Below are 26234 nucleotides of genomic sequence, written 5' to 3'. Positions count from 1 at the left end.
GTCCCCGGTGGCTCGGGCCCTGATGCCACCGGAGTTGTTGCGGGCCGGATGCTCCGTCCGGCCCTTTTTTTACCGGGATACGAGACGGCATGCCCAGCGTGCCGTGCCGTATCCCGATACCGAAAGGAATGAAATGCATACCTTGAACATCGATGTCGCCGTGATCGGCGCCGGCACCGCCGGCCTCGCAGCCTACCGCGCCGCCAAGGCTCGCGGCGCCAGCGCCGTGGTGATTGAAGGCGGTCCTTACGGCACCACTTGCGCCCGCGTCGGCTGCATGCCGTCCAAGCTGCTGATCGCCGCCGCCGAGGCCGCGCACGAACTGCGTCACAGCGCGCCTTTCGGCGTACATGTGGACGGGGACGTGCGCATCGACGGCCGCGAGGTGATGGACCGCGTCAAGCGCGAGCGCGACCGTTTCGTCGGCTTCGTGCTCAAGGGCGTGGAAAGCATTCCGCCGCAAGACCGGCTGCGCGGCTACGCGCGCTTCATCGACAACACCACCTTGCAAGTGGACGAGCACACGCTGGTGCAGGCGCGCCGCGTGGTGATCGCCACCGGTTCCTCGCCTTTGATCCCGCCGCCGTTCCAGGTATTCGGCGATAGATTGATCATCAACGACGATGTGTTCGATTGGGACACGCTGCCGGACAGCGTGGCGGTGTTTGGCCCCGGCGTCATCGGTCTGGAACTGGGGCAGGCGCTGTCCCGCCTGGGCGTCAAGGTTCGCGTGTTCGGCCGCGGCGGCGGCGTCGGCCCGCTGTCGGACCCCGCTGTGCGCGACTACGCCAGCCGGGCGCTGGGCCGGGAGTTCTATCTGGACCCGGACGCCAAGGTGCTGGAAATGGGCCTGGTCGACGACAAGGCGCAAATCCGCTACGTCAATCTGGACGGCGAAGAAGTCTGCGAGCGTTTCGATTACGTGCTGGCCGCCACCGGCCGGGCGCCCAATGTGCGCGGTCTGGCGCTGGAAAACGCCGGCCTGGAACTGGACACGGGCGGCGTGCCCAAGTTCGATCCGCGGACGCTACAGTGCGGGAATTCGCCGATTTTCATCGCCGGCGACGCCAACAACATCCTGCCGCTGCTGCACGAGGCCGCCGACGAAGGCAAGACCGCCGGCGACAATGCCGCGCAGTATCCGGCAGTACAGCCCGGCCTGCGCCGCTCCAGCATCGCCGTGGTGTTTTCCGATCCGCAGATGATGATGGTGGGCAGCCGCTTCGCCGATTTGCCGGCGGATGGCTTCGTGGCGGGCGCCGTCAGTTTTGAAGACCAGGGCCGCAGCCGGGTGATGGGCGTCAACCAGGGCCTGCTGCATGTATACGCCGAGCGCGGCAGCGGCCGCTTCCTGGGCGCGGAAATGATAGGTCCGCGCGCCGAGAACCTGGCTCACTTGCTGGCCTGGAGCCATCAGCAAGGCCTGACCGTTGCCCAGATGCTGGAGATGCCCTTCTATCACCCGGTGATAGAAGAAGGCTTGCGCACCGCGCTGCGCGACGCCGCCACCAAGCTGGCGCAAGACTGAGTCTTGCCGGCGGCATTCCCAAGCGGGATGTCGCCGTTTTTCCGCCCGTCCATGGTCCCCGCCATGGCGGGCTTTTTTGCGTCCGCCTAAGACCCGCTAACCAAACCCCTGATCCTGTGTTGCGCCTCCTTGTCGTACGGCTGGCGCTGCCTGCGTCGGCGCGCCTTGGCTCAGCTACGCTGCGCGGCTTGTTAGCGGCTCTAAGTGGAAGACCATGAGGTAAATCCTCAACAACTCTAAATATTAATATATTAATTATTTAGATTTGTTGATTTTTTTGAAGTGATGTGACTGAGGTTTGTTGTGTGTTTTTTATTTGTGAATATTGAAATGAAATTGGTGTGCTTGTTGTTTTTTTAGGAAAAATCCTATTGTAGGCATTCTTACGAAAAAGCAAGATGACCTCGCCGCGAATCAATAAGCGGATGTCGCCGGAATGGGGCGGCTGTCTTGCAAGAAAACATCGTTTAATGCGAATGATTTGATTGCGAACTTTCATCTAATTGGAGGTTGAATCGTGAAGAAGCAGAATATGATTTTGGTGGTGGCCACGGTTTTTGCCGGAGCCGCTCAATGGGCTTCGGCAAATAGCGCAGATTTGCTGATTACCGGCAAGCTGGTGCCGCCCGCGTGCACGCCGGCTTTGAGCGGCGGCGCGGTGATTGATTATGGCAATATCCCGGTGTCCAACCTGAGCAATCGTGACGCGTACACGCTGGAAGATCGCAATGTCAGCCTGACGGTGACCTGCCAAGAGGATACCGCGCTGGGCATCCGCATCACCGATGCCCGCGCGGAGAGCAAGCCCTTGCTGGTTAGCGAAATCCCGAGGCCGACTAAGCCTTCCGGTAGCCATGCGGTCGCTAGCCTCAACGAGCAAACCATGGGTTTGGGGAACGATGCGGAGGCGGGAAAACTGGGCGTTTGGTGGCTGAGCATGGAGTTTGACAAGCTGAAGGCGACCAATAGCGCGAACGCGGAGGTGGGCGATACCAAACTATTGTACTCGTCTAATAATGGCTCGAGTTGGGGGGAGACGAATACCACTCCGCTTAACTCGCATTACGGCGGCGCCAATGTCACCACTTTCGCCATCAAAGGAAAAACGATCAATACCCCTGCGGTAGCCTCCGTACATGAGTTCCCCATGGTGGTGGGGGCGGCATTGAACACCAAGGGGCGCTTGAGCGTGAAGGACGACACTAAGCTGGACGGCAAGGGTACTTTCACTATTTATTACCAGTGATTGGGTTGCGCGAGTCGGCGCTGAATAAGTCTTGAGTCAGCGTGCTTGAATACGGGCCGGCGGCATGCTTGCCGGCCCGGTTGATACGGTTTGACGCGGTGAATCAACGCCGTCCTTGATGGAAAAGAGTTTCATATGATGCATGCGCTGAATGTGTTCGCCGTTGCGGTCCGCGGCGGCGCTATGGCCGGCGCCTTGGCGCTGGCCCTGCAGCCCGCGGCGGCCTGGTCCGCCGGCGTGGTGCCGGAAACCTCGCTGGTGGTGGTGGAGGAAGGCGACGGCGAGGGCGTGATCAACGTCAAGAATACCGACGCCCACGCCAGCCTGATGTATGTCCGGCTGGAAAACCTGCCCGAAGACCCGGAGCAGCTATTGCTGGCGACGCCGCCGATTTCCCGGGTGGAAGGCGGGGAGAAACAACTGGTCCGCTTTTTGTTGAAATCGCCGCAGCCGCTGCGGACCGAGCGGCTGATGCGGGCGTCCTTCGAGGGGATTCCCGCGGTGTCCGCCGATAAGGGGCATCGCATTCAGATGACTTTCAATCAGAACCTGCCGGTACTGATCCGTCCCAAGGGCCTGCCGCGCGAGCGGGAACCTTGGGTCAAGCTGCAGTGGGGCCTGACGGAAGACGGCCGGGTGGAGGTCAAAAACGACAGTCCTTACGTGGTGCGCCTGTCCACGCACAAGGTGGAGTTGCAGCCCGGACGGCAAGGGCTGGAGCTGCCCAAGGCCTATATCCTGCCCGGCGAGCGCTTGCAGCTGGCGTCGGCCGGCCAGACGCCCTTGGACGCCACTCACGTCAAGCTGTGGCCGGCGACCAGCTACGGCTATGCGGTGGACTCCTTTACCGCAGCCTTGAACTGAGCGGCCTAGCCCGTGATGAAATATCGCCAAGCAATCGCCGCCGCGCTATGCGCATCCATGCCGGTACTGGCGGCGAACGCGCCATTCGCGCTGACGGCCGAGGTGGTGCCGCCCAGCTGCACGCCCGGCTTTTCCCATAACGGCGTGGTCGATTACGGCCTCATCCCCTGGTCGGCCTTGAATCCAGGCGCGACGCTGTTGGGCGAGCGGGAGATCAGCTTGCATGTGCAGTGCGATCAGCCGGCGCTGGTGGGTTTGAGCATACGGGACAACCGCGGCGACAGCCGCGCCGGCATCGTCGCCATGGCCGGGCTTCAGACGACGGGGGCCGCATCGCCGTCGCTGCCGGCGGAGGCGGAGCAGACTCTGGGCCTGGGCCGGGACAGCCGCAAGCAAGCGCTGGGCTATTGGTGGCTGAGCCTGATCGAGGCTCATGCGGACGAGCGTCCGGCGACGCTGATGCGCAGCGCCGGCCGGCAGGAAGGCTGGTCGCAGGCCGGCGGCGAACCGCTAAACCTGCGTTACGGCTATGCCTTGGGCTCGCCGCAGCGTCAGGCGCTGCAGCCGGCCGGCACCCACGTGTTCAAGCTGCGCGTCGGCGCGGCGCTCAGGGGGCGGCAGGCGCTCAGCGCGCGCGAACCGGTGCGCTTGGACGGCCACGCCACTGTCACGGTCTTCTATCCCTGACGTCTCCATCCATCCAATCTTGGGTCCTGTTAGATGAAGTGTTCAATTGAATGGCTGCTCAGACCCATTCCGCTATTACTGTGGCTGGCCGGGGCGTTCCCGACGGCGTCGCTGGCGGAGACCGGGGCGCGCGACGCGCCCGGCGAGGGCGTGCAGTTTGACCTGGGCGTGTTGAAGGCGAGCGGCATCGACCCCGGCGTGGCGGAGTACTTCAGCCTGGGCGCGCGCTTTGCGCCGGGCAGGAATCGGGTGTCCTTATTCGTCAACGGCGCCGGTCGCGGCGGCGCCGAGGTGAGCATAGACGAGGGCGGCCGCCTGTGCGTCGACGACGGATTCTGGACGGCAGCCGGCTTGCTGCCCGCGGCCGGCCAACCGCCGGCGGAGGCCGGCTGTCGGGAGTTGACAGCTTTTTATCCGCAGGCGGTGGTCAAGCTGCGGCCGGAGCTGGCGCGGGTGGACATCCTGGCGCCCAGCGGCGCCTTGCGGCGCGAGCAGGAGCCACTGGGCGGCTACGACAGCGGCGGCACGGCCGGCCTGTTCAATTACGAGGTGCTGGCCATGCGCAGCAGCGGAGGCGGGCGGAGCCAGCAGTATCTGCAAGGTTTCACGGAAATCGGCTTCAATTGGCGGGACTGGATGGTGCGCAGCCGGCAAAGCTTCGCGCGCAACGAGGCGAGCAATCGTTTCCAGTATCTGTACAGCTATGCGCAGAAGACCCTGGTGGACAGCAAGGCCATCCTGCAAGTGGGCGAGTTGTCGCTGAACAACCCCCTGTTTGCCGGCGTGAATTTTTCCGGCGCGCAGTGGCTGCCGCAAGGAGCCTTGCTGCCGCGCGGCAATCGGCCGCAGGTCAGGGGCATCGCTCAGAGCGAGGCCCGGGTGGAGGTGAGGCAGGCCGGCGCTTTGGTGTACAGCACGCTGGTGCCGCCCGGCGCTTTCGAATTGAACGATGTGCCCATCCTGTCGGCGGGCTTCGATCTGAATGTCACCGTCACCGAAAGCGATGGCGGCCAGCACGCCTTCACCGTGCCGGCGGCGGCGTTTTTCGCCAGCCCGGGCGGCGACGTCGAGGGCTTCAATATGGCGGCGGGCAAGATGCGTCAGTTTGGCGGCCAGGACGGCGACACGCCGTGGCTGTTTTCCGGCAGCCGCAGCTGGCGGCTGGGCCGGGAACTGGACCTCAGCCTGGGCGGCCTGTGGTCCGAACGCTTTCATTCCGTCGGCGGGGCCTTGTCTTATCTGTTGAGCCCCGGGCTGGTGGCCGGCATGCGCGCGGTGGCCTCCCGCGACGGCGAGGCGGGGCGGAGCGGCGCGCAATACAGCGCGTCCTTGAGCGCGAGCTGGGGCGAGCGCCTGTCCGGCGCGCTGAACCTGAGCCGGCAGAGCGCCCACTTCCGCACGCTGTCGGATTACGCGGCTCGTCAACAAGAGGTGCCGGCCGCGCTGACGCAGTACGGCCTGTCCCTGTCCTACCATCATGAACTCATGGGCGCGTTCAGCCTGGGCGCGACCCGCTCGCATCACGGCGGCGAGGCCTCGCAGCGCTTGAACGGCGGCTGGTCGCGGCGGATGTGGGGCGCCAATGTCTCTTTGAACGTGGGCCGAGATTTGAGTCGGGGCGCGGGCGCGCATCGCAATCAGTTTTACTTGAACGTGGATCTGCCGCTGGAGCGCGCCAGCCTGAGCGCGTATCTGCAACGCTATGGCCAAAGCCAAACTTTGGGGAGCAGCTACCGCGAAGTCGTCAGCGACAGCTTGAATTACGGCGTGGCGGTGGATCGCGACGCGGACCGGAACAGCACCGGCTTCAACGGCAATCTGCACTGGATTCCGCGTTACGCCCAGCTGGGCCTGGGCATGAGCCAGCGCGGCGGCGCGCAGTCGTACAACGCCAGCCTGCGCGGCGGCGCGCTGCTGCATGAGGGCGGACTGACCTTCTCTCCCTATCCGCTGCGCGACAGCGTCGGGGTGCTGTCGGTGGGCGGCTTGCCCGGCGTGAAGTTCAGCACGCCCAGCGGCCCGGTGTGGAGCGATGGCGACGGCCACGCGGTATTGGCCAATCTGAACGCTTACGCCGATACCCGAGTGGAACTGCAGACGCCTAGCCTGCCGCGCAATGCGGACGTGGCGAACGGCTTGAAAGTAGTGCGCGCCGGGCATGGCTCGGTCAGCCGGGCGGAGTTCTCGGTGCTCAAGACCCAGCGCTTGCTGATCCAGATCGCGGCGGAGGACGGCGAGGCCTTGGCGTCCGGCCTGAGCGTGGTGGATGGGGAGGGGCGTTTCATCACGCTCACCGGGAGCGGGGGCGAGGTGTTTCTGGATCAGGCGACCGCGCGGAACGGCCTGTATGTGGAGTCTCCGCCAAGGCGGCGCTGTCGCTTGGACTATGTCTTGCCGGACGAGGACGCTTCCGCCTTGTACCAAACCGTCAGGGCGCGCTGCGCGCCGGGTTCGCTGCTTGAAGCGGACGCGTCGGAGCGTGGCGTCGGAGACCGAGGAGTTGAGGGATGAGCATGGGAAAATGGGTTTTGATGGCGCTGGCGGCCTTGAGCGCGGGCGCGGCGGCCGAGGAAGGGCCGTGCGCGTTGAGCTTGAGCACGCCCAATCTGGACTATGGCGTGCTGCCCTTGGCCGCCTTGCGAGAGGGCTTCGGCCGGGGCGCGCCGGGGGGCGGCCTAGAGGCGCGTACCTTGAGTTTGCAGGCCGTTTGCGAAGGGCCCCGGGCTTTGGCCCTGCGTTTCAACGGCCCGGCGGCGGACGCGGCCTCGTTCCGCTTCGGGCCTCAGGGCGCGGCGCGTCTGATCTTGCGCGCGGCGACGCTGGATGGCCGCGACGCCTATTTCCGCGTGGAGGGGGAGAGCGGCGGCGAGCGCCTGCGCTCGGCCCCGCTACGCCCCGGCCAGCTGGTGCGGGTGTATCCGGACAGCGGCGGCGGGACGGGGCGGGCCTTGCGCTTGGAGCTGGAAGTCCAGCCGCTCTTGCCGGCTGGCGCGACGCATGCCCGCGAGCGGGAGCGCTGGCGGATGGACGGAGTGTTCGAACTACAGGCCTCCGCCGCGGAATGAAGCGCCGGTCTCAGTCGCGCAGCGCGCGCAGCCAGTCCAGCCGCTGTCGCCAGATCACCGGCGCGGCGCTGAGCAGGTGCAGGGTGGCCAGGATGTTGAGCGCGGCGGTGGCCAGCAGCAGGATGGCGATGCTGTCGTAAAGCTTCAGCGCCAGCGCGCTGCCGATGGCGGCGGCCACCATGTAGAAGCCGTTGGCGATATTGTTGGCGGCCACGGCCTGGGAGCGGAAATCATCCGGGCTGGCGGTTTGCAGCCAGGTGTACAGCGGCACGGTGAAGAAGCCGCCGAAGAAGCCCAGCAGCGCCACGTCGACCATATTGCGCCAGCTGCCGGCGCGGGCCAGGTAATCGGCCAGGCCGATCAGCTCGCCGCGGTAGTGCGGCAGCGCGGACAGCGCCAGATCGCCGCCGAACAGCGTCATGCCGACGCTGCCCACCAGCACCATGCCCAGTTGCAGTTTGCCTTGCGACAGCTTGGCGCACACCACCGAACCCAGGCCGATGCCGATGGAGAACAAGGCCAGCAGCAGGGTGTAGACGGCGGCGTCCCCGCCCAGATGCAGGCGGGTGAAGGTGGGCAGCTGGGTGGTGTAGACCGCGCCCATCAGCCAGAACCAGGAAATGCCGAGGATGGCGCAGCGCACGTCGCGGATGCGCCAGGCGTCGCGCATCAGCAGCACGGAGTCTTTGAGGAAGTTGAAGGACAGCTTCAGCTGCGGCGCGCCGGGCTGGGCCGGCGGCATCTCGCGGCTGGCGCCGTAACCGAGCATGGCGGTGGCCAGCAAGGTGGCGGTGATCAGCAGAGGGCCGCCGTTGGTCAGCATGCTGCCGCCGATCTGGCCGATCAGGATGGCGAGAAAAGTGCCCATCTCGATCAGGCCGTTGCCGCCCACCAGTTCTTGTTCTTTCAGATACTGCGGCAGCACCGAGTATTTGAGCGGGCCGAAAAAGGCGGAGTGGGCGCCCATCAGGAACAGCGCGGAAAGCAAGAGGCCGGCGGAGTGCAGGAAGAAGCCGGTTCCGGCCAGCAGCATGATGGCGATCTCGGCCAGCTTGATCCAGCGGGCGATGGCGGCCTTGTCGTAGCGCTCCGACAATTTGCCGGCGGTGGCGGAAAACAGGAAAAAGGGCAGGATGAACACGCCGGCGGCCAGATTGACCAGTTGTTCCGGCGGCAGCCCGGCCAGGCTGAGTCCGTGAAAGCTGATCAGCACCACGATGGCGGTTTTCAGCAGATTGTCGTTGAAGGCGCCCAGGAACTGGGTGCCGAACAGCGGGAAGAAGCGCCGGGTGGCGAAGAAGGAAAAGCCTGCTTTCACGGGGATGCCGATCTTGTGTCATGAGCCGGAAACGCATGCTAGCGGATTCGCGCCGGCCTGTCAGCCGAGCGGCGGCGGGTTTTCCGTATAATGCGGCGCATGAAGCTACGTCTGTGTTGTTGCCTATTGATCTGCCACGCGGCCTGGGCCGGCGAGCTGTCGTCGCGGCTGGACGCCGCCTTGGCCGAGTCGCGGCCGGCGCGGTCTTTGGCGCTGACGCGGATTCAGTCGCTGGACGAGGGGCTGATCGCGCCGGCGTCGTTGCAGCCGGCCTGGTCCCGCTACAGCCTGCGCGCCTTGCGGCAGCTGGAGGCGCACGAGCGCCGCTGCGAGGGGGACCTGTCTGCTCTGCCGGCGCTGTGGCGGGATTTCGAACGTCGGCGCTGCGCGGACGGACGTCTGCCGGACGACTGGCTGCGCCTGCATCCGGTTCATCCCTTGGGCGGCAGCAGCGCCGCGCACTGGCGGCAGGGCCGGCCGCGGGCGGCGGTGGCGGACTGGCTGCATGTGCGCGAACGCGACGACGATCTGGGGCTGTTGGGCGGGCTGTCGGACGACAATCTGGACGCCTTGCTGGCCGGCGCGCGTTGGCTGTGGCAGGACGGCGCGCTGTGGCGGCTGCGGGACGGCCAATGGCGGCTGTACCCGGCCGCCGCCTGGCGGGAACGGGCGGAAGCGGCCGGGGTCAGGGTGTCCGCGGCCGGCGCGGGCGCCTGCGCGGAGCGCCAGGACGGACTGTGCTTGAACCCGACGCCGGCGCCGGCCTGGCCCTGGCGGGCTTTGCTGGCGGGCCTCGCCGGGCTGGCGCTGGCCGCCGGCGGCTGGCTGGCCTGGCAGCGGCGGCGCCTGGAACGGGAGCGGCGTTTCGCCTTGCAGATGCTCACTCATGAATTGCGCACCCCCATCGCCGGTCTGGCCGGCGTGGTGGAGGGGCTGCGCCGGGATTTCGACCGCCTGCCGGATTCCGCTCAAGATCAGTTCGGACATTTGGCCGGCGGCGTCAGCCGCCTGCGTCAGTTGGCCGAAGCCAGCCGCCATTACTTGTCCGCCGAACGTCTGGACGAAGGGCGGCAAGCGGTGCGGCTGGCGGAATGGCTGGACGCGATCGCGGAGCGGCATCAGGCCGCGTTTTGTCTGAACGAGGACGCGACCGTGCTGTTGCCGGCCTATTGGCTGGGCTTGTGCCTGGACAATTTGCTGGCCAACGCGCGCCGGCATGGCCGGCCGCCCTGGCGCGTGCAGGCGGATTGGGACGGCCGCAATTTGACGCTGACGGTGTGCGACGGCGGCCGCCTGAGGGATTACCGGCTGCGCCGACTGGCGCGGCGCGACGGCGGCGGCGAGGGCATGGGGCTGGGTCTGGCCATCGTCCGGCGGGTGCTGAAGCGGCTGGGCGGCCGGTTGAGCCTGTCCGGGCCGCCCACGCGCTTTAGCTTGCAACTGCCCGTCAAGCGGGTGCCGCGACAGGATTCCCCGCGATGAACACCTTGCTCTTGATTGAAGACGACGCAACGCTGGGCGACGGCCTGAGCCGCTTTCTGGAGGACGCGGGTTATCGCTGCCTGTGGCTGCGGCGGGCGGAGGACGCGGCCGCGCAGTGGCTGCGCGCCGATCTGGTCATCCTGGACCGCAGCCTGCCGGACGGCGACAGCCTGCGGCATTTGCCCGGCTGGCTGGCGCAGAAAGCCTTGCCGGTGATTGTGCTGACGGCGCGGGTGGAGGTGGGCGACCGGGTGGCCGGGCTGGAGGCGGGCGCGCGCGACTATCTGAGCAAGCCTTTCGCCCATGCCGAGTTGCTGGCGCGGATTCGCGCCCAGTTGCGGCCTTTGGGCGACGGCAGTCTGAGCCTGGGGGCCTTGAGCCTGCAGCCGGCCAGGCAATCGGCGAACTGGCAAGGACGGGAGGTGGCGTTGACGCGCACCGAGTTCGAACTGCTGGCGTTGTTGGCGCGCATGGCCGGACGAGTGATGAGCCGCGACGAATTGCTGAATCAGGTCTGGGGCTACGACAGCTTTCCGTCCACGCGCACCGTGGACACTCACATCCTGCAATTGCGGCAGAAGCTGCCCGGCATCGCCATCGAAACCGTGCGCGGCGTCGGCTACCGTTTGGAGAAGAACTGATGCTGCGCGCATGGTGTTTGTGGCTGGCGCTGGCCGCGCCGGCCGTCGCGGATCCGCTGGCGACCTTGAACCGCGCCTTGCTGGGCGCGGACGACGCGGCCGCCTGGCAGGCGCTGTCCGAGAGCTGGCCGGCCTTGCGCAGCCAGGCGCAGCGGCAAGCCTGGGCGCAGGCCTTGGCGGCGCTGAGCGCCGAGCACTGCGGCAAGGACGCGCCGCTGACGCTGCCGGCTTGGCTGCCGCAGCTGACGCTGGAGCTGGCGCAGCGCGACATGCCGCTGGCGCGCGCCTACCGGGTGGTGCTGAGCGGCCGCGGCGCGCTGGAGGACGCCCGGCTATTGGACGCTCAGGGGCATGATTTGCTGCGCGGCGGCTTGCTGGAGCGGGAAGACGGCCAAGGCTTCCGCCTGGAAAGCGCGGACCTGAGCCGGCCGCTGGCGGCGGGCGCTTACCGCTTGCAGCTCAGCGCCGCCGGCCGGCAATGGCAGGCCGAGCTGGCCTTGCCTGAGGTGGCCAATCTGGATTGGCTGTCGCGCAGCCCGCTGGCGGTGTCGCGCTTGCCGCCGCCGCGCGCGGCCTGCGCCCAGCCCTGGCTGGAGCAATCGCTGTTGCGTCGCAGCGACTACGGCTTTGTCTGGTGGCGGCGGCGCGAGCTGGGCGAGGCGCTGCGCTGGCCGCCCGGCCGGGGCGAGCTATGGCAGAGCGTGGCCCTGGTGCGCGCCGAGGCGCGCGGTCAATTGGTGTTGAGGCTGGCGCACCGTCAGGTGGGGCCGCGCTGAAATCCTGACATTGGCCTGACAATCGGGGCGGCCTTTGCCTTTTTAATCTCTCCGTCTTGATTCCCATACGGAGAGTGCCCGCAATGCCGATATCCCCTCATTCCCTTGTTTTTGCGCTGGCGGCGATGTGTCTGTCCCTGAGCGCCTGGGCGCAGATCCGGCTGGAGAACGCGCAATGGAGGGTGGCGCTGGACCCGGCCACCCTGGCGGTGACCGCGACGCCGGCCGGACAGCCGCCGCTGGCGGTGTCGAGCGGCGGCCCGGCGCGCGCGGTGGCGGATCTGAACGCGGACGCGGCCGGCGCCGCCTGGTCCTGGGAGCGCGGCCGTTATCGCTTGAGCGCGCGCCTGGACGGGCCGGACCTGACGCTGACGGTTCAAGCCGGAGCCGGCGCAGCGGAGACCGTGCCGCTGCTGCGGCAGCCGGCGGCGGCGATGGGGCGCGGCTTGCTGCTGCCCTTGGCCGAGGGCAGTTATGCGCCGGCCGGCGACCCGCTGTGGCTGGATTTCCTGCCGCGCTTCGCCGGCGACGGGCTAAACACCTCGGAAAACCTCAGCTTGCCCTTGTGGGGCATGGACTACGGCGCGAGCAGCCTGCATTGGCTGCTGCTCAATCCCTTCAACAACCGTTTGAAGGTAAGCCGGGACGGCGCCGGCCTGGGGCTGGCGCTCAGCCATGATTTCAACGCCTTGAACCGGCGGGAGCCGATGATCTTGCTCTTGCATCTGGCGGACGGGGACCTCTTGGCCGGGGCCAAGCGTTATCGGCAATGGCTGATCGGGGCGGGGCGTTTCGAAAGCCTGGCCGACAAGATGCGCGCGCAGCCGGAAACCGCCAAGCTGGTGGGCGCCAGCCATGTCTATCTATGGGGCAACGATTTGCTGGGCGCGGAGGATGTGCGCGACTGGGGACGCTGGCTGAGCTTGCTGCGCGGCGACAGCGCGCTGGCGCGGCGGCTGAGAGGGCGCTTCGACGCCGAAGCCGCCGCGGCGCTGCGGACGGCCTCGGCCCGGCCCGACGCCTACCAGCGCCGGGCGCTGTTGGCGGCCTTCAATCAGGCGGCCACGGCGGAGGCGCGCGCCGGCTGGCTGAGCGCCGCGCCGGCGTGGAACAAGCTGGCCGAGCCTTACCGCCGCCTGCGGCGCGAGGTGAGGGAAGTGTTCGGCGCGGCCTTGGGCGAGCCTGACGATTGGGGCGGCGGCTTGTCGCTCCGCACGCTGCGGGCCTTGCGCGCGGCCGGCCTGGAGCGCCTGTGGCTGGGCATGGACAATTGGGAGGGCGGCTTGTGGCAGCCGCAAGCGATGAAGGCGGGCGTGCGCGCCGGCTATCTGATGGCGGCCTACGATTCCTATGAAACCGCCTTGCCGCCCGGGCAGCGCGAGGATTGGCTGACGGCGCAGCAGGGCGCCGCCGCGTACCGGAACTGCGGCATTACCTTGGCCAGCGGCCGGCGCAAGAGCGGCTTCCAGCAGTCCGGCTATTACACCAACCCGGATTGCGTGCGGCCGGTCTTGCGTCAGCGCAGCCAGGCGCTGCATCAGGCGCTGGGTTTCAACAGCTGGTTTCTGGACGCCTACGCCACCGGCATGGTGTTCGACGATCACAGCCCCGGCCGGCGGACCAGCCAGGCCGGCGTGGCGGCCGGCAATGAACGCAGCATGGCCTGGGTGCGGGACCGCTTCGGCGTGCCGGTGGGTTCGGAAAACGGCAACGCCGCCACCTCGCGCGGCATCGCCTTCGCGCACGGCATGCAGGTGCCGGTGCTGGGCTGGGGCGATCCCGATCTGCAGAAAAATCCCAAATCGCCGTACTTCCTGGGCCGCTGGTTTCCGGCGAATCAGCCTGAGGTGTTTTTTCGCGCCGTGCCCCTGAAACAGCCGTATCTGAATATTTACTACCAGCCGGGCTACCGCTTGCCGCTTTACCAGGCGGCGTTCCACGACTCCATCGTCACCAGCAATCACTGGCTGTACGACAACCTGAAGTTCAGCAACGCCTATGCCGACAATCTGCTGACGCAATGGCTGTACAACACGCCGCCGCTCTGGCACCTGAGCGTGGAGAGCCTGGAAAAGCGGCTGCCGCTGATGCGCTGCGCCGATCAGGTGTTCCGGCCGCTGCACCGGCAACTGGCGACCCAGGCCATGACTGGTTTTGCCTGGCTGACGCCGGACCGCTTGTCGCAACAGACCCGCTTTGCGGACGGCAGCCGCTTGACGGTGAATTTCAGCGCCGAGCCGCGGCAGCTGGAAGGACGCGAACTGGCCGGCCGGGCGATGCGGGTGCAACTGTCCGGGCAGCCGGAGCGCACGGTTTCCTTAAAGGATTGCGAGCCGGCTCCGGCCTGATGGACCGCTGTTTGGCCCGGTGTTCCGCAGGCATGAGTTAAACGCATTGATTTAATCGTCTATCTGATTTTTACACATGTCATAAAAATATCGTGCCACACAGCGCATTGGCAAAATGACAACGCGCCGCTGTAAACGCCACAGCGGCGGCCTGCGCGCCGCCATCGGGCGTAAGCCTTTGCCGGCGGCCTTTCCGGCCGATGGCGGCGCGACGGTTTTCATCCAGGACGCCGCCGTGGGCGGAAAGACGGTATGTGACGATTCATGATGTCGATTGACCGTCTGTAATAAATGCTCCAAGCATCGTGTCAGGCCATATGACAAATAGTCTGCGGCTGGATGATCTGCCGAAAGCGTGTCTAGAGAAGCGCGCTAAGCAGGTTAGACACATGACTGGAGAAATCATGAGAACTAGCAAGAAGAAGTTGGTGCTGGCCCTGGCCCTGGCAGGCCTGGGCGGCCAAGCCGGCAGCGTTTGGGCGGCGGAATCGAGCAGCGGCACCCTGGACCGGGTGGAAATCACCGGGTCTAATATCAAGCGCAGCATCAAGCAGGAAAAAGCGCTGCCGGTGACGGTGGTTCGCACCGAGGAAATGAGCAAGCAGGGCTTCACCACGGTGGAGCAGGTGGTGAATTCGCTGGCCAGCAACCAGTCCAGCATGGTGGGCGCTTCGTCGGTGCAGACGGTGTCGGGCGGCGCCTCCTACGCCAGCCTGCGCGGCCTGGGCTCGCAGTACACGCTGGTGCTGCTGGACGGCCGCCGCGTCGCCAGCCAGGCGATTGGCGGCTACGCCACGGATTTGAACGCCATCCCGCTGTCGGCGATTGAGCGCATCGAGGTGCTGCGCGACGGCGCCTCCGCCATCTACGGCACCGACGCCATCGGCGGCGTGATCAACTTCATCACCAAGAAAAGCTATCAGGGCGTGACGGTGGCGGGCGAGCTGGTGTCCACCGACCACAAGGGCGGCAATACCGGCAGCGCCAGCATCACCGCCGGCATCGGCGATCTGAACAAGGACGGCTACAACGTTTACGGCTCCCTGAGTTATCAGAAGCTGGACGCCATCACCACGCTGAACCGTTCCTTCGCCAACAAATACCTGACCGCGGACAATCTGAGCGGCCGGGTCTTCCCGTCCAACTTCACCTACAAGGGCAACGCCTACAACCCGACGGCGCCGAATTGCAAACCGCCGTACGCCAAGCCGATAGACGCCAACTCCTGTGGCGAGAACGCCACCCTCTACATGGACTTGACGCCGGAGGTGGAGCAACTGACCGCCTTCGCCAAGGGCACCAAGCAGATTGGGGAACATACCCTGTCGCTGCAGTACATGGGGGCGCGCAACCTGAGCACCACGCGCATCTCGCCGGCGCCGCTGGCCAAGATCGCCACCCTGAAGGCGGGCGACAAGTATTATCCGACCCATTTGCCGGACGGCACGCCCACCGACGGCAGCGACGTGGTGATCAACTCGCGCGCGGTGCCGTTGGGGCCGCGCGTGACCGAGAGTCTGTCCACCACGCAGCGGCTGGCTTTCAACGCCGAAGGCTTGCTGGCGGGCTGGGATTACCGCGGCGGGGTGGCCTACTCCGAGAACAAGACCATCATCAATTACAAGTCCGGCTATGTGCACGGCGACAAGATCGCCGCCGCCTTCCAGGACGGCACCATCAACCCCTTTGGCGATTCCGCGCCGGGCGCCTGGCAGAGCACCGAGCTGAAGGGCGATGGCTGGATCGCCAAATATCAGACGGTGATGGCGGACTTCAAGGTCAGCAAGGAGGTGTTTCAGTTGCCGGCCGGCATGGTGGCGACGGCTTTCGGCGTGGAAACCCGGCGTGAGAAGCTGGACAGCCAGATCCAGGACATCGCTCAGTTCGCGCTGGGCTCCGGCATCGCCGATTCCAAGTCCACCAGCGGCAGCCGCGGCGTGACCGCGGCCTATGTCGAAGCGGACATCCCCATCTTCAAGAACTTCGACGCCCAGCTGGCGGCGCGTTACGACCGCTACACCGACTTCGGCAGCTCCTTCAACCCCAAGATCGCCGTCAAGTATCAGCCTATCCCTCAGGTCTTGTTCCGCTCCTCGGCCAGCAAGGGCTTCCGCGCGCCGACGCTGTACGACGTGTTCACGCCCAACAGCAAGACCTATACCGCCAACAAGTTCAACGACCCCTTGCGCTGCCCGGGCGGCACGCCGGCCAACGGCGGCAACAAGGTGGACGATTGCAACACCCAGTTCGAAGCCTTGCAGGGCGGCAACAACAATTTGTCGCCGGAGAAGGCCAGCTCGCTGACCTTCGGCATCGTGATCGAGCCGATCAAGGAAATCACCGCCAGCGCGGACTTCTGGTGGACCACGGTGAAGGACACCATCGGCGCGCTGGATCCGGGTGTGATTTTCGCCGATCCGGGCAAGTACGCGGACAAGTTCGTGCGCAACCCCGACGGTTCGCTCAACCATGTGATCACCACCACCCAGAACCTGGGCACTTTGAGCGCGGCCGGCGTGGACATCAGTCTGGCTTTCCGTCTGCCCAAGATGGCTTGGGGCAATTTCGGCGTCAATCTGGACGGCACCTACACCTCCAAGTACCAGCAGCAAATGGAGCCCAAGGGCCCTTATCTGAGCTCGCTGGGCGGTTGGTATCAGAATATTCTGCAGCCGACCTTGCGCTGGAAGCACAGCCTGGCGTTCAACTGGGCCCAGGGGCCGTGGAGCGGGGTATTGGTGCAGAACTACTCGTCCGGCTACACCGACCTGAATCCCAACGATGAAGGCCATAATGTGCGCCCGTACTCCAACTGGAACCTGTCCGGCAGCTATGTGTGGGACAAGAAGCTGACCATTACCGCCGGCATCCGCAATCTGTTCGACCAGGAGCCGCCGTTCAGCAACCAGACCAAAACCTTCCAGTACGGCTTTGATCCGGTGGTGGCGGACCCGGTGGGGCGCGCCTACTTCCTGAAAGCCAGCTACAAGCTCTAAGCCTCGCCAAGGCGGTTTGATCAAGCCCCGTCGCGCCGTTTGGCGTGGCGGGGTTTTATGTTTTTGGAATGAATTTGGCTGGTGGTATGCAGCTAAGTTGGCGTTGTTTAGATTGGATATGAATGTTTTTTTACATGCCTGCCATTAAAAAAACGAATGCATAAGTTTTTACAAAATTAGTCTAATCTGAAATTCTTGTACGAATTTGTCGTAAAAATGCAAAAAAGCAACAATGGCAAGTTGTTCTCACCATGGAAAATGACATGGAATTAGCGGCTTTCTGTAAAAGCTGCTGGCAAAAATCAGGGGCATAGTCTATTGATTTTCAAGCGCTAACATGATTTTTGCGCATTTCTCCGTCAAAAGGCGCGTTTAAACGGGGCGCCGGACGAGCAGGATCGCCCCTCAACAAATATTGACGGGGAGCAACAATCCTTAACACACTCGAAACACGGTCATGACGTTCGATTGTCGACGACCTGCAGTATCCAGCAAACGTTCGTCAGAAGCGCTGCTGGTTTCCGTGTGCAGTTAAGGAGAAATCAAGTTGAGAAGTCAAAAGAAGCAGCTAGTGCTTGCCCTGGCCATGGCCGGCATGGCGAGCCATGCGCCGTTCGCATTCGCCGCTGAGGCGAACTCCGGTCAACTGGACCGGGTGGAGATCACCGGTTCCAACATCAAGCGCAGCATCAAGCAGGAAAAGGCGCTGCCCGTCACCATTCTCAAAACCGAAGACCTGGCCAAGCAGGGTCTGACCACGGTGGAGCAGGTGGTCAACAGCATCGCCGCCAACCAGTCGTCGCAAGGGGCCAGCGCCTCGGTCGGCGCGTCCTCCGGCGGCGGCTCTTTCGCCAGCTTGCGCGGCCTGGGCAATCAATACACGCTGGTGCTGCTGGACGGCCGCCGCATGGCCAATCAGGCGATTGACGGCACCTCCGCCGACCTGAACGCCATTCCGCTGTCCGCCATCGAGCGCGTGGAAGTGTTGCTGGACGGCGCCTCCGCCATCTACGGCACCGACGCCATCGGCGGGGTGATGAACTTCATCACCAAGAAGAGCTTGAAGGGCTTCAGCATCGGCGGCAGCCTGGCCAATCCGCAGCATGGCGGCGGCGATGAAAAGCGCGTCAACGCCTCCTACGGCATCGGCGACTTGAATCAGGACGGTTTCAACGTCTACGGCGCCATCGACTACCTGAAGCAGGATATGGTGATGGCGGGCCAGCGTGATTTCGCCAAGCAAATCACCCCCTATACCAGCACCAGCCCCAATGCATGGCCCGGCAACTATCTGGACGGCAGAACCAACAAGTGGGTGACGCCTTCCGCGCCGAAATGCGCGCCGCCCTTTTCGCAGTACGTAGGCGGGCGCTGCGTTGAGTATTTTTCTTTGTACCCCAGCATCATCCCGCAGGTGGAGCAGATTTCCGGCCTGATCAAGGCCACCAAGCGCATTGGCGACAACCACGAGCTGTCGCTGCAATACACCCGCACCGAAACCATCACCACTGCGCAGAACGCGCCGCTGCCGACCGCTGGCGACATCACCCGCGCCAACGCGGTGGACCCGAGCAAGCGCGACAAGCTGTATGTGCGCACCATTCCGCTGGGCAATCGCGAGACCGAGGCCAACTCGGTCACGCAGCGCCTGATGCTGAATATGGAAGGCCTGATCGCCGGTTGGGATTACCGCGCCGGCATCGGCCGTTCGGAAAACCTGATCAAGGAAAACCTGACCTCCGGCTACGTCAGCAAGAGCAAGATGCAGTCCGCGGTCGATAGCGGCGCGCTGGATCCGTTCGATCTGTCCGGCAACAACCTCGCTGCCTGGCGCTCGGTGGGCATGACCGGCCAGACCAAGGAAGCCAAGTCCACCATCGACATGGCCGACATCAAGGCCAGCCGCGAAGTGTTGCAACTGCCGGCCGGCATGCTGGCGATCGCGCTGGGCGCGGAAGTGCGCCGCGAGTCCTTGAGCACGATCTACAACAAAGCGGTGACCCGCGACGCCTTGAGCACGGGCCAGGACAAGACTGAAGATTCCAGCGGCAGCCGTTCCGCCTACGCTTTCTACGGCGAGGCGGACATTCCGGTGCTGAAGAACCTGGATGTGCAACTGGCCGCGCGCTACGACCACTACAGCGATACCGACAGCTCGATCAACCCGAAAGTCGCCTTCAAGTTCCAGCCCAGCTCGCAAGTGATGTTCCGCGGCTCGGCCAGCACCGGCTTCCGCGCGCCGTCGCTGTACAATATCTACCGCCCCAACCAGTTGCAGCTGACCAGCAGCAGCTACGTTGATTACGGCGCTTGTCCGGACGGCGTGAATCCTGCGCCGGGCGCAGACGGCACCGCTTGCACCAAGATGCAGCGCAATAAGCGCATTGCGGGCAACAAGAAGTTGGAACCGGAAAAGTCGTCCTCCTTGTCCTTCGGCATGGTGATCGAACCGGTCAAGGACTTCACCGCCAGCGCGGATTTCTGGTGGACCATGATCAAGGGTCAGATCAGCATTCTGGACGAAACCGCCATCTTCGCGGATCCGGTCAAGTACTCTAAAAACTTTGTCCGCGACGGCAACGGCAATCTGTCCTACATCATCGACGACTACGACAACCTGGGCAATCTGAGCGCCGCCGGCGTCGACGTCAAGCTGAACTGGGTATTGCCCAAGACCGCCGCCGGCACCTTCTCCGCGACGCTGGACGGCACTTATCTGTCCAAATACTCCTACCAGAATGAGAAAAACGGCCCGTATTACAGCAGTCTGGGCTCGTACATCGACGGCGGTCCGACTTTCCGTTGGCAGCATAACCTGACTTTGGGCTGGGCTTACGGCCCGTGGGGCGCGATGCTGGCCCAGAACTACAAGTCCGGTTACACCGATGCCAACCCGGCAGGTCAGAACCACAACGTCAGACCTTACTCCACCTGGAATATGTCTGGTTCCTATACCTGGAACAAAAAGCTGACGGTGACCGCCGGCATCAAGAATCTGTTCGATCAAGAGCCGCCTTACTCCAATCAGTTAACGCGTTCGACTCAGCAGAACTACGATCCGCGCTTTACCGATCCGATGGGCCGTTCCTTCTTCCTCAAGGCTAATTACAAGCTCTAAGGCGGCGGGAAACTGGATGGGGCGGACTGGGGTCCGTCCCGTTCTCGGGCCCGGTGGCGCGCCGCCGCCGGGCGAATCAGAAGACAGTGGATATAAACATGACGAGCATCACAGCCAGAGGAATCGGTGGTCCCCCGCCCAAGCGCCGCATCGCGGGCTTGGTCGGCGTGATCGTCTTCCATGCACTGTTGATCTACGCGCTGGTGTCGGGCCTGGCCCAGGGCGTGGTCAAAGTGATCCAGCAAAAAGTGGAAGTGGCGGTCATCAGCGAACCGCCGCCGCCTCCGCCGCCTCCGCCCCCCAAAATAGAAAAAGTGGTGCAGCCCACCGCCGCGCCCAAGCCGCAGGCCTATGTGCCGCCGGTGGTCAATCCGCCGCCGGTCACCTCCACGGCCAACGCGATCCAGTCCACCACCTCGGACCCGGCGCCGCAGCCGGCGCCCACCCCCGCCCCGGCGGTGGAAGCGCCCAAGGGCCCGGTGTCGGCCAAGGCCAACTGCACCCAGCTGCAAGCCCCGGAATACCCGAGCAAGGCGCAGCAGGACGAGATCCAGGGCGTGGTGCGCGTGGCCTTCCAGGTGGGCGACAACGGCCGCTTCAGCCACATCGCCAACATCTCGTTCGACGGCGGCATCCCGCCGCGTTACCGCAGCGGCTTCCAGTCGGCGATCAGCGCCGCGCTGCAAGGCTATAGCTGCAAACCCAACAGCCTGTTGAGCCAGGAATTCGGCTTCAAACTCGACTCCGGCGAATGAGCGCGAGCGCGCCTCGACCGGAGCACAGCAACTCTTAGGAGAACCAAAGCATGACCAAGACCACTCGCACCGCCTTTGCCGCCCTGGCCCTGCTGGCCAGCCTGCCTGTCCTGGCCGCCGAAACCGCGCACGTGACCAGCAACCCGTACGGCATCGACGCCCTGTGGGCGCAAGGCGACATCGTCGCGCGCGGCACCCTGATCATTCTGCTGATCATGTCCGCGGCCACCTGGTACGTGGGCATCGTCAAACTGCTGGAACAGCGCCGCCTGCTCAAGCAAGGCCGGGAACTGCTGGCGTCTCACGGCGCGGAACTGCAAAAACGCGCGAGCGAACTGGCCGACGAAGGCATGTTCAGCGCGGTGGCGGTGGCCGGCATTGACGCGGCGGCCGAGCACAAGGGCGAACTGGCCGGCCGCGTGGACCTCAACACCTGGGTGTCGATGGCCATCTCCGACGCGGTGGACTCCGCCAGCCACCATATGCAAAACGGCCTGTCGGTGGTGGCCACCGTGGGTTCCACCGCTCCGTTCGTCGGCCTGTTCGGCACGGTATGGGGCATTTACCACGCGCTGACCGCGATCGGCATGTCCGGCCAGGCGTCCATCGACAAAGTGGCGGGCCCGGTGGGCGAGGCGCTGATCATGACCGCGATCGGTCTGGGCGTGGCGGTGCCGGCGGTGCTGGGATACAACTGGCTGGTGCGTCGCAACAAGCTGGTGCTGGACATGGTGCGCGTGGTGGCCGGCCGCCTGCACGCCAGCCTGCTGAACGCGCGCTGAGGCGACGGCGATGAAGGGGCGCAACGCAAGATTCGGCCAAGGCCACGGCAAGGGCGACGAAGACGCGGTGATGTCCGCGATCAACACCACGCCGCTGGTGGACGTGATGCTGGTGCTGCTGATCATCTTCCTGATCACGGTGCCGGTGGTGACGCAGACGGTGAAGATGGCCTTGCCGAAGGAAAGCAATATCCCGACGCAGACCAAGCCGGAGAACATCGTGCTGGGGGTGGACACCGGCAACACCATTTACTGGAACACCACGCCGGTGAAGACGCAGGAAGAGCTGCTGGCGCGGCTGGTGAAGGAGGCGAAGAAGGAGCCGCAGCCGGAAGTGCACATCCGCGGGGATCTGGCGGCGAAGTACAGCCCGATCGGCCGGATCGTGCTGGCGGTGCAGCAGGCGGGGATCGTGAAGATCGCCTTTATTACCGAACCGCCGCCGCGCAACTAGAAGGGAGAGCAAGATGGGTATGAATGTAGGCTCGTCCGACGACGAGCTGATGGTGGAGATGAACACCACGCCCTTGATCGACGTGATGCTGGTGCTGCTGATCATGCTGATTATCACCATCCCGATCCAGACGCACGCGGTGAAGCTGGACATGCCGGTGAGCAGTCCGGCGAAGCCGATGGAGAAGCCGGTGGTGGTGCAGATCGACATTGCGGCGGACAACGGGATCTTGTGGAACGGAGAGCGTTTGGCGAACCGGGAGGCTTTGGAGAAGAAGCTGACGGAAGCGGCGGCGCGGGCGCCGCAGCCGGAGTTCCACATCAAGCCGAACAAGGACGCGGGGTATGAGCCGGTGGCGATGGTGCTGGCGGAATCTCAGCGTTTGGGTGTGACTAAATTGGGCATCGTGGGCTCCGAGCAGTTTGTGCAGTGATCCCGCGAGTCCGGCCAAGACACGCTTTATATAACTTGTCTTGATCCATATATTGTCTTTGTCATGAAATTGATGTTTGACCCTTTGTGAGGAAAAGGCAGCCTTCGGGCTGCCTTTATTTCGCAATTGCGAGCCGGCCCGGCATTTTCACCGGAACCAAAACAAGGAAAACAGGGCCGCAGAGAAATGGAGTGAAAGGAACCCCGATGAAAATGAAGTTAGCCCTGATGGCCGCCAGCCTGTTGCTGGCTTGGCAAGCGCAAGCCAGCGCCGTGTCCGGCATCGACAAACAGCATTTCGACAGCGCGGTGCGTCCGCAAGACGATATCTATCACGCGGTCAACGGCGCCTGGGTCAAGCACGCGGTGTTGCCGGCGTCCGAAGACAACGACGGCGCTTTCAAGCAATTGCGCGATCTGAGCCTGGAACGCAGCCGCAAGCTGATAGAGGAGGCCGCCGCCAAGCCGAAGGCGTCGGATGAGGCGCAAAAGATCGGCGATCTGTATCACAGCTTCATGGACGAGGCCGCGCTGGACAAGCTGGGCCTGACGCCGATGCGCGGCGAACTGACGGCCATCGCCGCCTTGAAGGACAAGAGCGCCTTGGCGGCCTGGATGGGCGCGGCGCAGGGCCTGGGCGTGCAACAGCCCTTGGCTTTTTACGTTGAAGCGGACGCCAAGGACGCGCGCCAATACCTGGCCGGCCTGTATCAGAACGGCCTAAGCATGCCGGACCGCGACTACTATCTGGGCAAGGACGCGCGCTTCGAGAAGGCGCGCCAGGCCTATCGCGCCTATCTGGTCAAACTATTCAAGCTGGGCGGCTACGCCGACGCGGAGCAGCGCGCCCAGCGCGTGTTCGCGCTGGAAACCAAGCTGGCGGAAGCCCAGTGGAGCAAGGTGCAGAACCGGGACCCGCAAAAGACTTACAACAAGATGAGCGTGGCCGAGCTGAAAAAGCGGGCGCCGGGCTTTGACTGGCAAGCTTTTCTGGACGCGGCCGAGGCCGGCGGCATCAGCGCCGTCAACGTCAATCAGCCCAGCTATGCAGAAGCCTGGGCCAAGCTGGCGGCCGCGTTGCCGCTGCAAGACTGGCAGGATTATCTGACGGCGCAGACGCTGGACGCCTACGCGCCTTATCTGGACGGCGTCCTGGCGCAGACCCGTTTCGATTTTCACGGCAAGGCGCTGGCCGGCACGCTGGAGCAACAGCCGCGCTGGAAGCGCGGGGTGAAGGCGGTGGAGGGCAATCTGGGCGAAGCCCTGGGCAAGCTCTATGTGCAGGCTTACTTCCCGCCGGAGTCCAAGGCCAAGATGGAAGCGCTGGTGGGCAATCTGATGAAGGCCTACGCCCAGAGCATAGACACGCTCAGCTGGATGAGCCCGGCCACCAAGAAGGCCGCGCAGGAAAAACTGTCCAAATACATGCTGAAGATAGGCTATCCCAACAAGTGGAGAGACTACGGCGGCCTGGAGATCAAGCGGGACGATCTGGTGGGCAATATCAAGCGCGGCTCGATGTTCGAATACCGCCGCATGCTGGCCCGCTTGGGCAAGCCGGTGGACCGCGAGGAGTGGGGGATGACGCCGCAAACCGTCAACGCCTACTACAACCCGTCGCTGAACGAAATCGTGTTTCCGGCCGCCATTCTGCAGCCGCCGTTCTTTGACGCCAAGGCGGACGACGCCGCCAATTACGGCGGCATCGGCGCGGTGATCGGGCATGAAATCAGTCACGGTTTCGACGATCAGGGCAGCCAATTCGACGGCGACGGCAATATGCGCAATTGGTGGACGGCGGAAGACCGGGCCCGTTTCGACCAGCTGACCGGCAAGCTGGTGGCGCAGTACAGCGGCTACGAACCCTTGCCGGGTAAGCATATCAACGGCGAACTGACGCTGGGGGAGAACATCGCCGACAACGCCGGCCTGCAAATCGCCTACAAAGCCTACCTGCTGTCCCTGGACGGCAAGCGCGCGCCGACGATAGACGGCATGAGCGGCGACCAGCGTTTCTTCTACGGTTTCGCCCAAGTGTGGCGCACCAAGATTCGCGACGAGGCCTTGTTGTCGCGTTTGGTGACCGATCCGCATTCGCCGGGGGAGTTCCGCGCCATCGGCGCGGCGAGCAATAGCGACGCCTTCGCCGAAACCTTCGAGGTCAAGCCTGGCGACAAGATGTTCAAGCCCCAGGACGAGCGCATTCGAATTTGGTAAGCGCCGGCGCAATGCCCGCCGCGCGTCGGCGGGCTGGAAAAAGCCGGGGTCTCCCGGCTTTTTCAATGGCAGGCGCGTAGCACGGCTGCAATCTGGCGGGCGCATAGTGGCTTGGGCGGGCTAAAGTCCAGATTGCGGCCCGGCGGTCTCGGCCCCGGCCGAGAGCTCGGAGCAAAAACTCTAAAAAAATGGATTTTCCCACAATGCGGGGGGATAATGCCCGCCAGCATTCAGGAGAGATAGGCTGATTTAATGAAGTGCGTTGACGATTTCAGACTGCGGCTGGGCAAGCAGGAGCTGGTGCCCATCATGATAGGCGGCATGGGTGTGGACATCTCCACCTCGGCGCTGGCGCTGGAAGCGGCCAGGCTGGGCGGCGTGGGCCATATTTCCGACGCCATGGTGCCCACGGTGACCGACCGCCGCTTCAACACCAAATACGTCAAAGACAAGCTCAAGCAGTACAAATTCAATGTCGAGAACAGCGACAAATCCGTCGTGCAGTTCGACTTGGGCCTGCTGGCTGAGGCCACCCGCATGCATGTGGGCAAGACCATGGAAGCCAAACGCGGCGACGGCCTGGTCTTCATCAACTGCATGGAAAAGCTGACCATGAACGCGCCCAAGGAAACCTTGCGCACGCGCATGCACGCCGCGCTGGACGCCGGCATCGACGGCATCACCCTGGCCGCCGGTCTGCACCTGGGCTCCTTCGCGCTGATGGAAGACCACCCGCGCTTTCGCGACGCCAAACTCGGCATCATCGTCTCCTCGCTGCGCGCCCTGCAGCTCTTCCTGAAAAAGAGCGCGCGCAGCAACCGCTTGCCGGACTACGTGGTGGTGGAAGGCCCGCTGGCCGGCGGCCACCTCGGCTTCGGCATGGACTGGGCGCAATACGATCTGGCCGCCATCGTCGTGGAAATCCGCGACTGGCTGCGGGCGGAACAACTGGATATCCCGCTGATTCCGGCCGGCGGCGTGTTCACCGGCAGCGATGCGACTCAGTTCCTGGAAATGGGCGCCGGCGCGGTGCAGGTGGCCACCCGCTTTACCGTGGCGCGCGAATGCGGCCTGCCGGAGAAGGTGCAGCAGGAATACTTCAAGGCCAACGAGGACGACATCGAAGTCAACCAGCTGTCGCCCACCGGCTATCCGATGCGGATGATCAAGCACTGTCCGGCCATCGGCGACGGCATCCGGCCCAATTGCGAGGCCTACGGCTATCTGCTGGACGCCAAGGGCGGCTGTTCCTATATCGAGGCCTATAACCGCGAAGTGGCGGCCCACCCCGGCGAGCGCCGCATCAAGGTGTGGGACAAGACCTGTTTGTGCACGCAGATGCGCAATTTCGATTGCTGGACCTGCGGCCACAACGCCTATCGTCTCAAAGACACCACAGTCCGGCGCGAAGACGGCGGCTATCAACTGCTCAGCGCCGAGCACGTGTTCCACGACTACCAATACAGCAAGGATCACAAAATCGCCTTGCCGGAGCTGGAAAGTAGGGTCGTCGCATAAACTGAGC

20 protein-coding genes are annotated in these 26234 nt (G+C 64.5%); 18 read left to right on the top strand and 2 right to left on the bottom strand.

Translation table 11 applies throughout. The features are described from left to right. Positions 1 to 133 precede the first annotated feature (133 nt). The 6 genes from JC616_RS13865 (at position 134) to JC616_RS13840 (ending at position 7390) form a co-directional block, all read left to right on the top strand. Positions 134 to 1528 carry a dihydrolipoyl dehydrogenase gene (locus tag JC616_RS13865; RefSeq protein ID WP_227103680.1) on the top strand — a complete coding sequence of 465 codons (1395 nt, stop codon included), beginning with the start codon at positions 134 to 136 and terminating at the stop codon, positions 1526 to 1528. A gap of 517 nt (positions 1529 to 2045) precedes the next feature. Then, positions 2046 to 2774, top strand: a complete 729-nt coding sequence (locus JC616_RS13860; protein ID WP_227103678.1) for a DUF1120 domain-containing protein — start codon at positions 2046 to 2048, stop codon at positions 2772 to 2774. A gap of 135 nt (positions 2775 to 2909) precedes the next feature. Then, positions 2910 to 3638, top strand: a complete 729-nt coding sequence (locus JC616_RS13855; protein WP_227103676.1) for a fimbria/pilus chaperone family protein — start codon at positions 2910 to 2912, stop codon at positions 3636 to 3638. Positions 3639 to 3653: 15 nt separating this feature from the next. Continuing rightward, a complete protein-coding gene (locus tag JC616_RS13850) occupies positions 3654 to 4325 on the top strand; it encodes a DUF1120 domain-containing protein (protein ID WP_227103674.1) in 672 nt (223 codons plus the stop codon). 33 nt (positions 4326 to 4358) lie between these two features. After that, entirely contained in the window at positions 4359 to 6836 is a 2478-nt protein-coding gene (locus tag JC616_RS13845) for a fimbria/pilus outer membrane usher protein (protein WP_227103672.1), read from the top strand. Beyond that, positions 6833 to 7390 carry a DUF1120 domain-containing protein gene (locus tag JC616_RS13840; RefSeq protein ID WP_227103670.1) on the top strand — a complete coding sequence of 186 codons (558 nt, stop codon included), beginning with the start codon at positions 6833 to 6835 and terminating at the stop codon, positions 7388 to 7390. The genes JC616_RS13845 and JC616_RS13840 overlap by 4 nt, the downstream gene beginning before the upstream one ends. Positions 7391 to 7400: 10 nt before the next feature. Here JC616_RS13840 and JC616_RS13835 read toward each other — a convergent pair whose 3' ends face one another. Further along, on the bottom strand, positions 7401 to 8708 hold the full coding sequence (locus JC616_RS13835) for an MFS transporter (RefSeq protein ID WP_227103668.1): 1308 nt from the start codon (positions 8706 to 8708) through the stop codon (positions 7401 to 7403). A gap of 99 nt (positions 8709 to 8807) precedes the next feature. Here JC616_RS13835 and JC616_RS13830 point away from each other — a divergent pair, with 99 nt between their 5' ends. From JC616_RS13830 to JC616_RS13815, 4 genes are all read left to right on the top strand, one after another. Next, positions 8808 to 10190 (top strand): ATP-binding protein, encoded by a 1383-nt coding sequence (locus JC616_RS13830; protein ID WP_227103666.1) that lies wholly within the window; start codon positions 8808 to 8810, stop codon positions 10188 to 10190. Next, entirely contained in the window at positions 10187 to 10831 is a 645-nt protein-coding gene (locus tag JC616_RS13825) for a response regulator transcription factor (protein ID WP_107799444.1), read from the top strand. Before JC616_RS13830 ends, JC616_RS13825 begins: the two co-directional genes overlap by 4 nt. Next, positions 10831 to 11607: a DUF2861 family protein gene (locus JC616_RS13820; protein WP_227103664.1), complete on the top strand. Its 777-nt coding sequence runs from the start codon at positions 10831 to 10833 to the stop codon at positions 11605 to 11607. Before JC616_RS13825 ends, JC616_RS13820 begins: the two co-directional genes overlap by 1 nt. An 83-nt stretch (positions 11608 to 11690) precedes the next feature. Continuing rightward, positions 11691 to 13955 carry a glycoside hydrolase gene (locus JC616_RS13815; RefSeq protein ID WP_227103662.1) on the top strand — a complete coding sequence of 755 codons (2265 nt, stop codon included), beginning with the start codon at positions 11691 to 11693 and terminating at the stop codon, positions 13953 to 13955. Between the two features lie 51 nt (positions 13956 to 14006). Here JC616_RS13815 and JC616_RS13810 read toward each other — a convergent pair whose 3' ends face one another. Then, complete coding sequence (locus tag JC616_RS13810; RefSeq protein WP_227103660.1) at positions 14007 to 14177, bottom strand: hypothetical protein; 171 nt, start codon at positions 14175 to 14177, stop codon at positions 14007 to 14009. A gap of 182 nt (positions 14178 to 14359) precedes the next feature. Here JC616_RS13810 and JC616_RS13805 point away from each other — a divergent pair, with 182 nt between their 5' ends. The 8 genes from JC616_RS13805 to JC616_RS13770 all read left to right on the top strand — a co-directional run bounded on the left by JC616_RS13805 (position 14360) and on the right by JC616_RS13770 (position 26227). Further along, positions 14360 to 16951 (top strand): TonB-dependent receptor, encoded by a 2592-nt coding sequence (locus JC616_RS13805; protein ID WP_227103658.1) that lies wholly within the window; start codon positions 14360 to 14362, stop codon positions 16949 to 16951. Positions 16952 to 17498: 547 nt separating this feature from the next. Then, positions 17499 to 20069: a TonB-dependent receptor gene (locus JC616_RS13800; protein ID WP_227103656.1), complete on the top strand. Its 2571-nt coding sequence runs from the start codon at positions 17499 to 17501 to the stop codon at positions 20067 to 20069. A gap of 98 nt (positions 20070 to 20167) precedes the next feature. After that, complete coding sequence (locus JC616_RS13795) at positions 20168 to 20824, top strand: energy transducer TonB (protein WP_227103654.1); 657 nt, start codon at positions 20168 to 20170, stop codon at positions 20822 to 20824. A 50-nt stretch (positions 20825 to 20874) separates the two neighbouring features. Further along, the gene (locus JC616_RS13790) at positions 20875 to 21606 is read left to right on the top strand and encodes a MotA/TolQ/ExbB proton channel family protein (protein ID WP_227103652.1); all 732 of its coding nucleotides are present in this window, start codon (positions 20875 to 20877) and stop codon (positions 21604 to 21606) included. A gap of 10 nt (positions 21607 to 21616) precedes the next feature. Beyond that, positions 21617 to 22060: an ExbD/TolR family protein gene (locus JC616_RS13785; RefSeq protein WP_227103650.1), complete on the top strand. Its 444-nt coding sequence runs from the start codon at positions 21617 to 21619 to the stop codon at positions 22058 to 22060. 13 nt (positions 22061 to 22073) lie between these two features. Further along, positions 22074 to 22493 carry an ExbD/TolR family protein gene (locus JC616_RS13780; RefSeq protein WP_227103648.1) on the top strand — a complete coding sequence of 140 codons (420 nt, stop codon included), beginning with the start codon at positions 22074 to 22076 and terminating at the stop codon, positions 22491 to 22493. A gap of 206 nt (positions 22494 to 22699) precedes the next feature. Further along, positions 22700 to 24709: a M13 family metallopeptidase gene (locus tag JC616_RS13775; RefSeq protein ID WP_227103645.1), complete on the top strand. Its 2010-nt coding sequence runs from the start codon at positions 22700 to 22702 to the stop codon at positions 24707 to 24709. Between the two features lie 252 nt (positions 24710 to 24961). Then, positions 24962 to 26227: a nitronate monooxygenase gene (locus JC616_RS13770; protein ID WP_227103643.1), complete on the top strand. Its 1266-nt coding sequence runs from the start codon at positions 24962 to 24964 to the stop codon at positions 26225 to 26227. The last annotated feature ends 7 nt before the right edge of the window (positions 26228 to 26234 follow it).

The organism is Chromobacterium rhizoryzae (assembly GCF_020544465.1).
Lineage (GTDB): Bacteria > Pseudomonadota > Gammaproteobacteria > Burkholderiales > Chromobacteriaceae > Chromobacterium.
The sequence above is the reverse complement of the archived record's forward strand: the minus strand, read 5'-3'. Positions and strand labels throughout refer to the sequence as shown.

Excerpts from the sequence above, each read along its gene's own strand:
- JC616_RS13845 (WP_227103672.1), top strand. The coding sequence starts at position 4,359 with ATGAAGTGTTCAATTGAATGGCTGCTCAGACCCATTCCGCTATTACTG.
- JC616_RS13785 (WP_227103650.1), top strand. The coding sequence starts at position 21,617 with ATGAAGGGGCGCAACGCAAGATTCGGCCAAGGCCACGGCAAGGGCGAC.
- JC616_RS13805 (WP_227103658.1), top strand. The coding sequence starts at position 14,360 with ATGAGAACTAGCAAGAAGAAGTTGGTGCTGGCCCTGGCCCTGGCAGGC.
- JC616_RS13850 (WP_227103674.1), top strand. The coding sequence starts at position 3,654 with ATGAAATATCGCCAAGCAATCGCCGCCGCGCTATGCGCATCCATGCCG.
- JC616_RS13865 (WP_227103680.1), top strand. The coding sequence starts at position 134 with ATGCATACCTTGAACATCGATGTCGCCGTGATCGGCGCCGGCACCGCC.
- JC616_RS13810 (WP_227103660.1), bottom strand. The coding sequence starts at position 14,177 with ATGAAAACCGTCGCGCCGCCATCGGCCGGAAAGGCCGCCGGCAAAGGC.
- JC616_RS13855 (WP_227103676.1), top strand. The coding sequence starts at position 2,910 with ATGATGCATGCGCTGAATGTGTTCGCCGTTGCGGTCCGCGGCGGCGCT.
- JC616_RS13770 (WP_227103643.1), top strand. The coding sequence starts at position 24,962 with ATGAAGTGCGTTGACGATTTCAGACTGCGGCTGGGCAAGCAGGAGCTG.
- JC616_RS13840 (WP_227103670.1), top strand. The coding sequence starts at position 6,833 with ATGAGCATGGGAAAATGGGTTTTGATGGCGCTGGCGGCCTTGAGCGCG.
- JC616_RS13780 (WP_227103648.1), top strand. The coding sequence starts at position 22,074 with ATGGGTATGAATGTAGGCTCGTCCGACGACGAGCTGATGGTGGAGATG.
- JC616_RS13790 (WP_227103652.1), top strand. The coding sequence starts at position 20,875 with ATGACCAAGACCACTCGCACCGCCTTTGCCGCCCTGGCCCTGCTGGCC.
- JC616_RS13795 (WP_227103654.1), top strand. The coding sequence starts at position 20,168 with ATGACGAGCATCACAGCCAGAGGAATCGGTGGTCCCCCGCCCAAGCGC.
- JC616_RS13815 (WP_227103662.1), top strand. The coding sequence starts at position 11,691 with ATGCCGATATCCCCTCATTCCCTTGTTTTTGCGCTGGCGGCGATGTGT.
- JC616_RS13775 (WP_227103645.1), top strand. The coding sequence starts at position 22,700 with ATGAAAATGAAGTTAGCCCTGATGGCCGCCAGCCTGTTGCTGGCTTGG.
- JC616_RS13830 (WP_227103666.1), top strand. The coding sequence starts at position 8,808 with ATGAAGCTACGTCTGTGTTGTTGCCTATTGATCTGCCACGCGGCCTGG.
- JC616_RS13825 (WP_107799444.1), top strand. The coding sequence starts at position 10,187 with ATGAACACCTTGCTCTTGATTGAAGACGACGCAACGCTGGGCGACGGC.
- JC616_RS13820 (WP_227103664.1), top strand. The coding sequence starts at position 10,831 with ATGCTGCGCGCATGGTGTTTGTGGCTGGCGCTGGCCGCGCCGGCCGTC.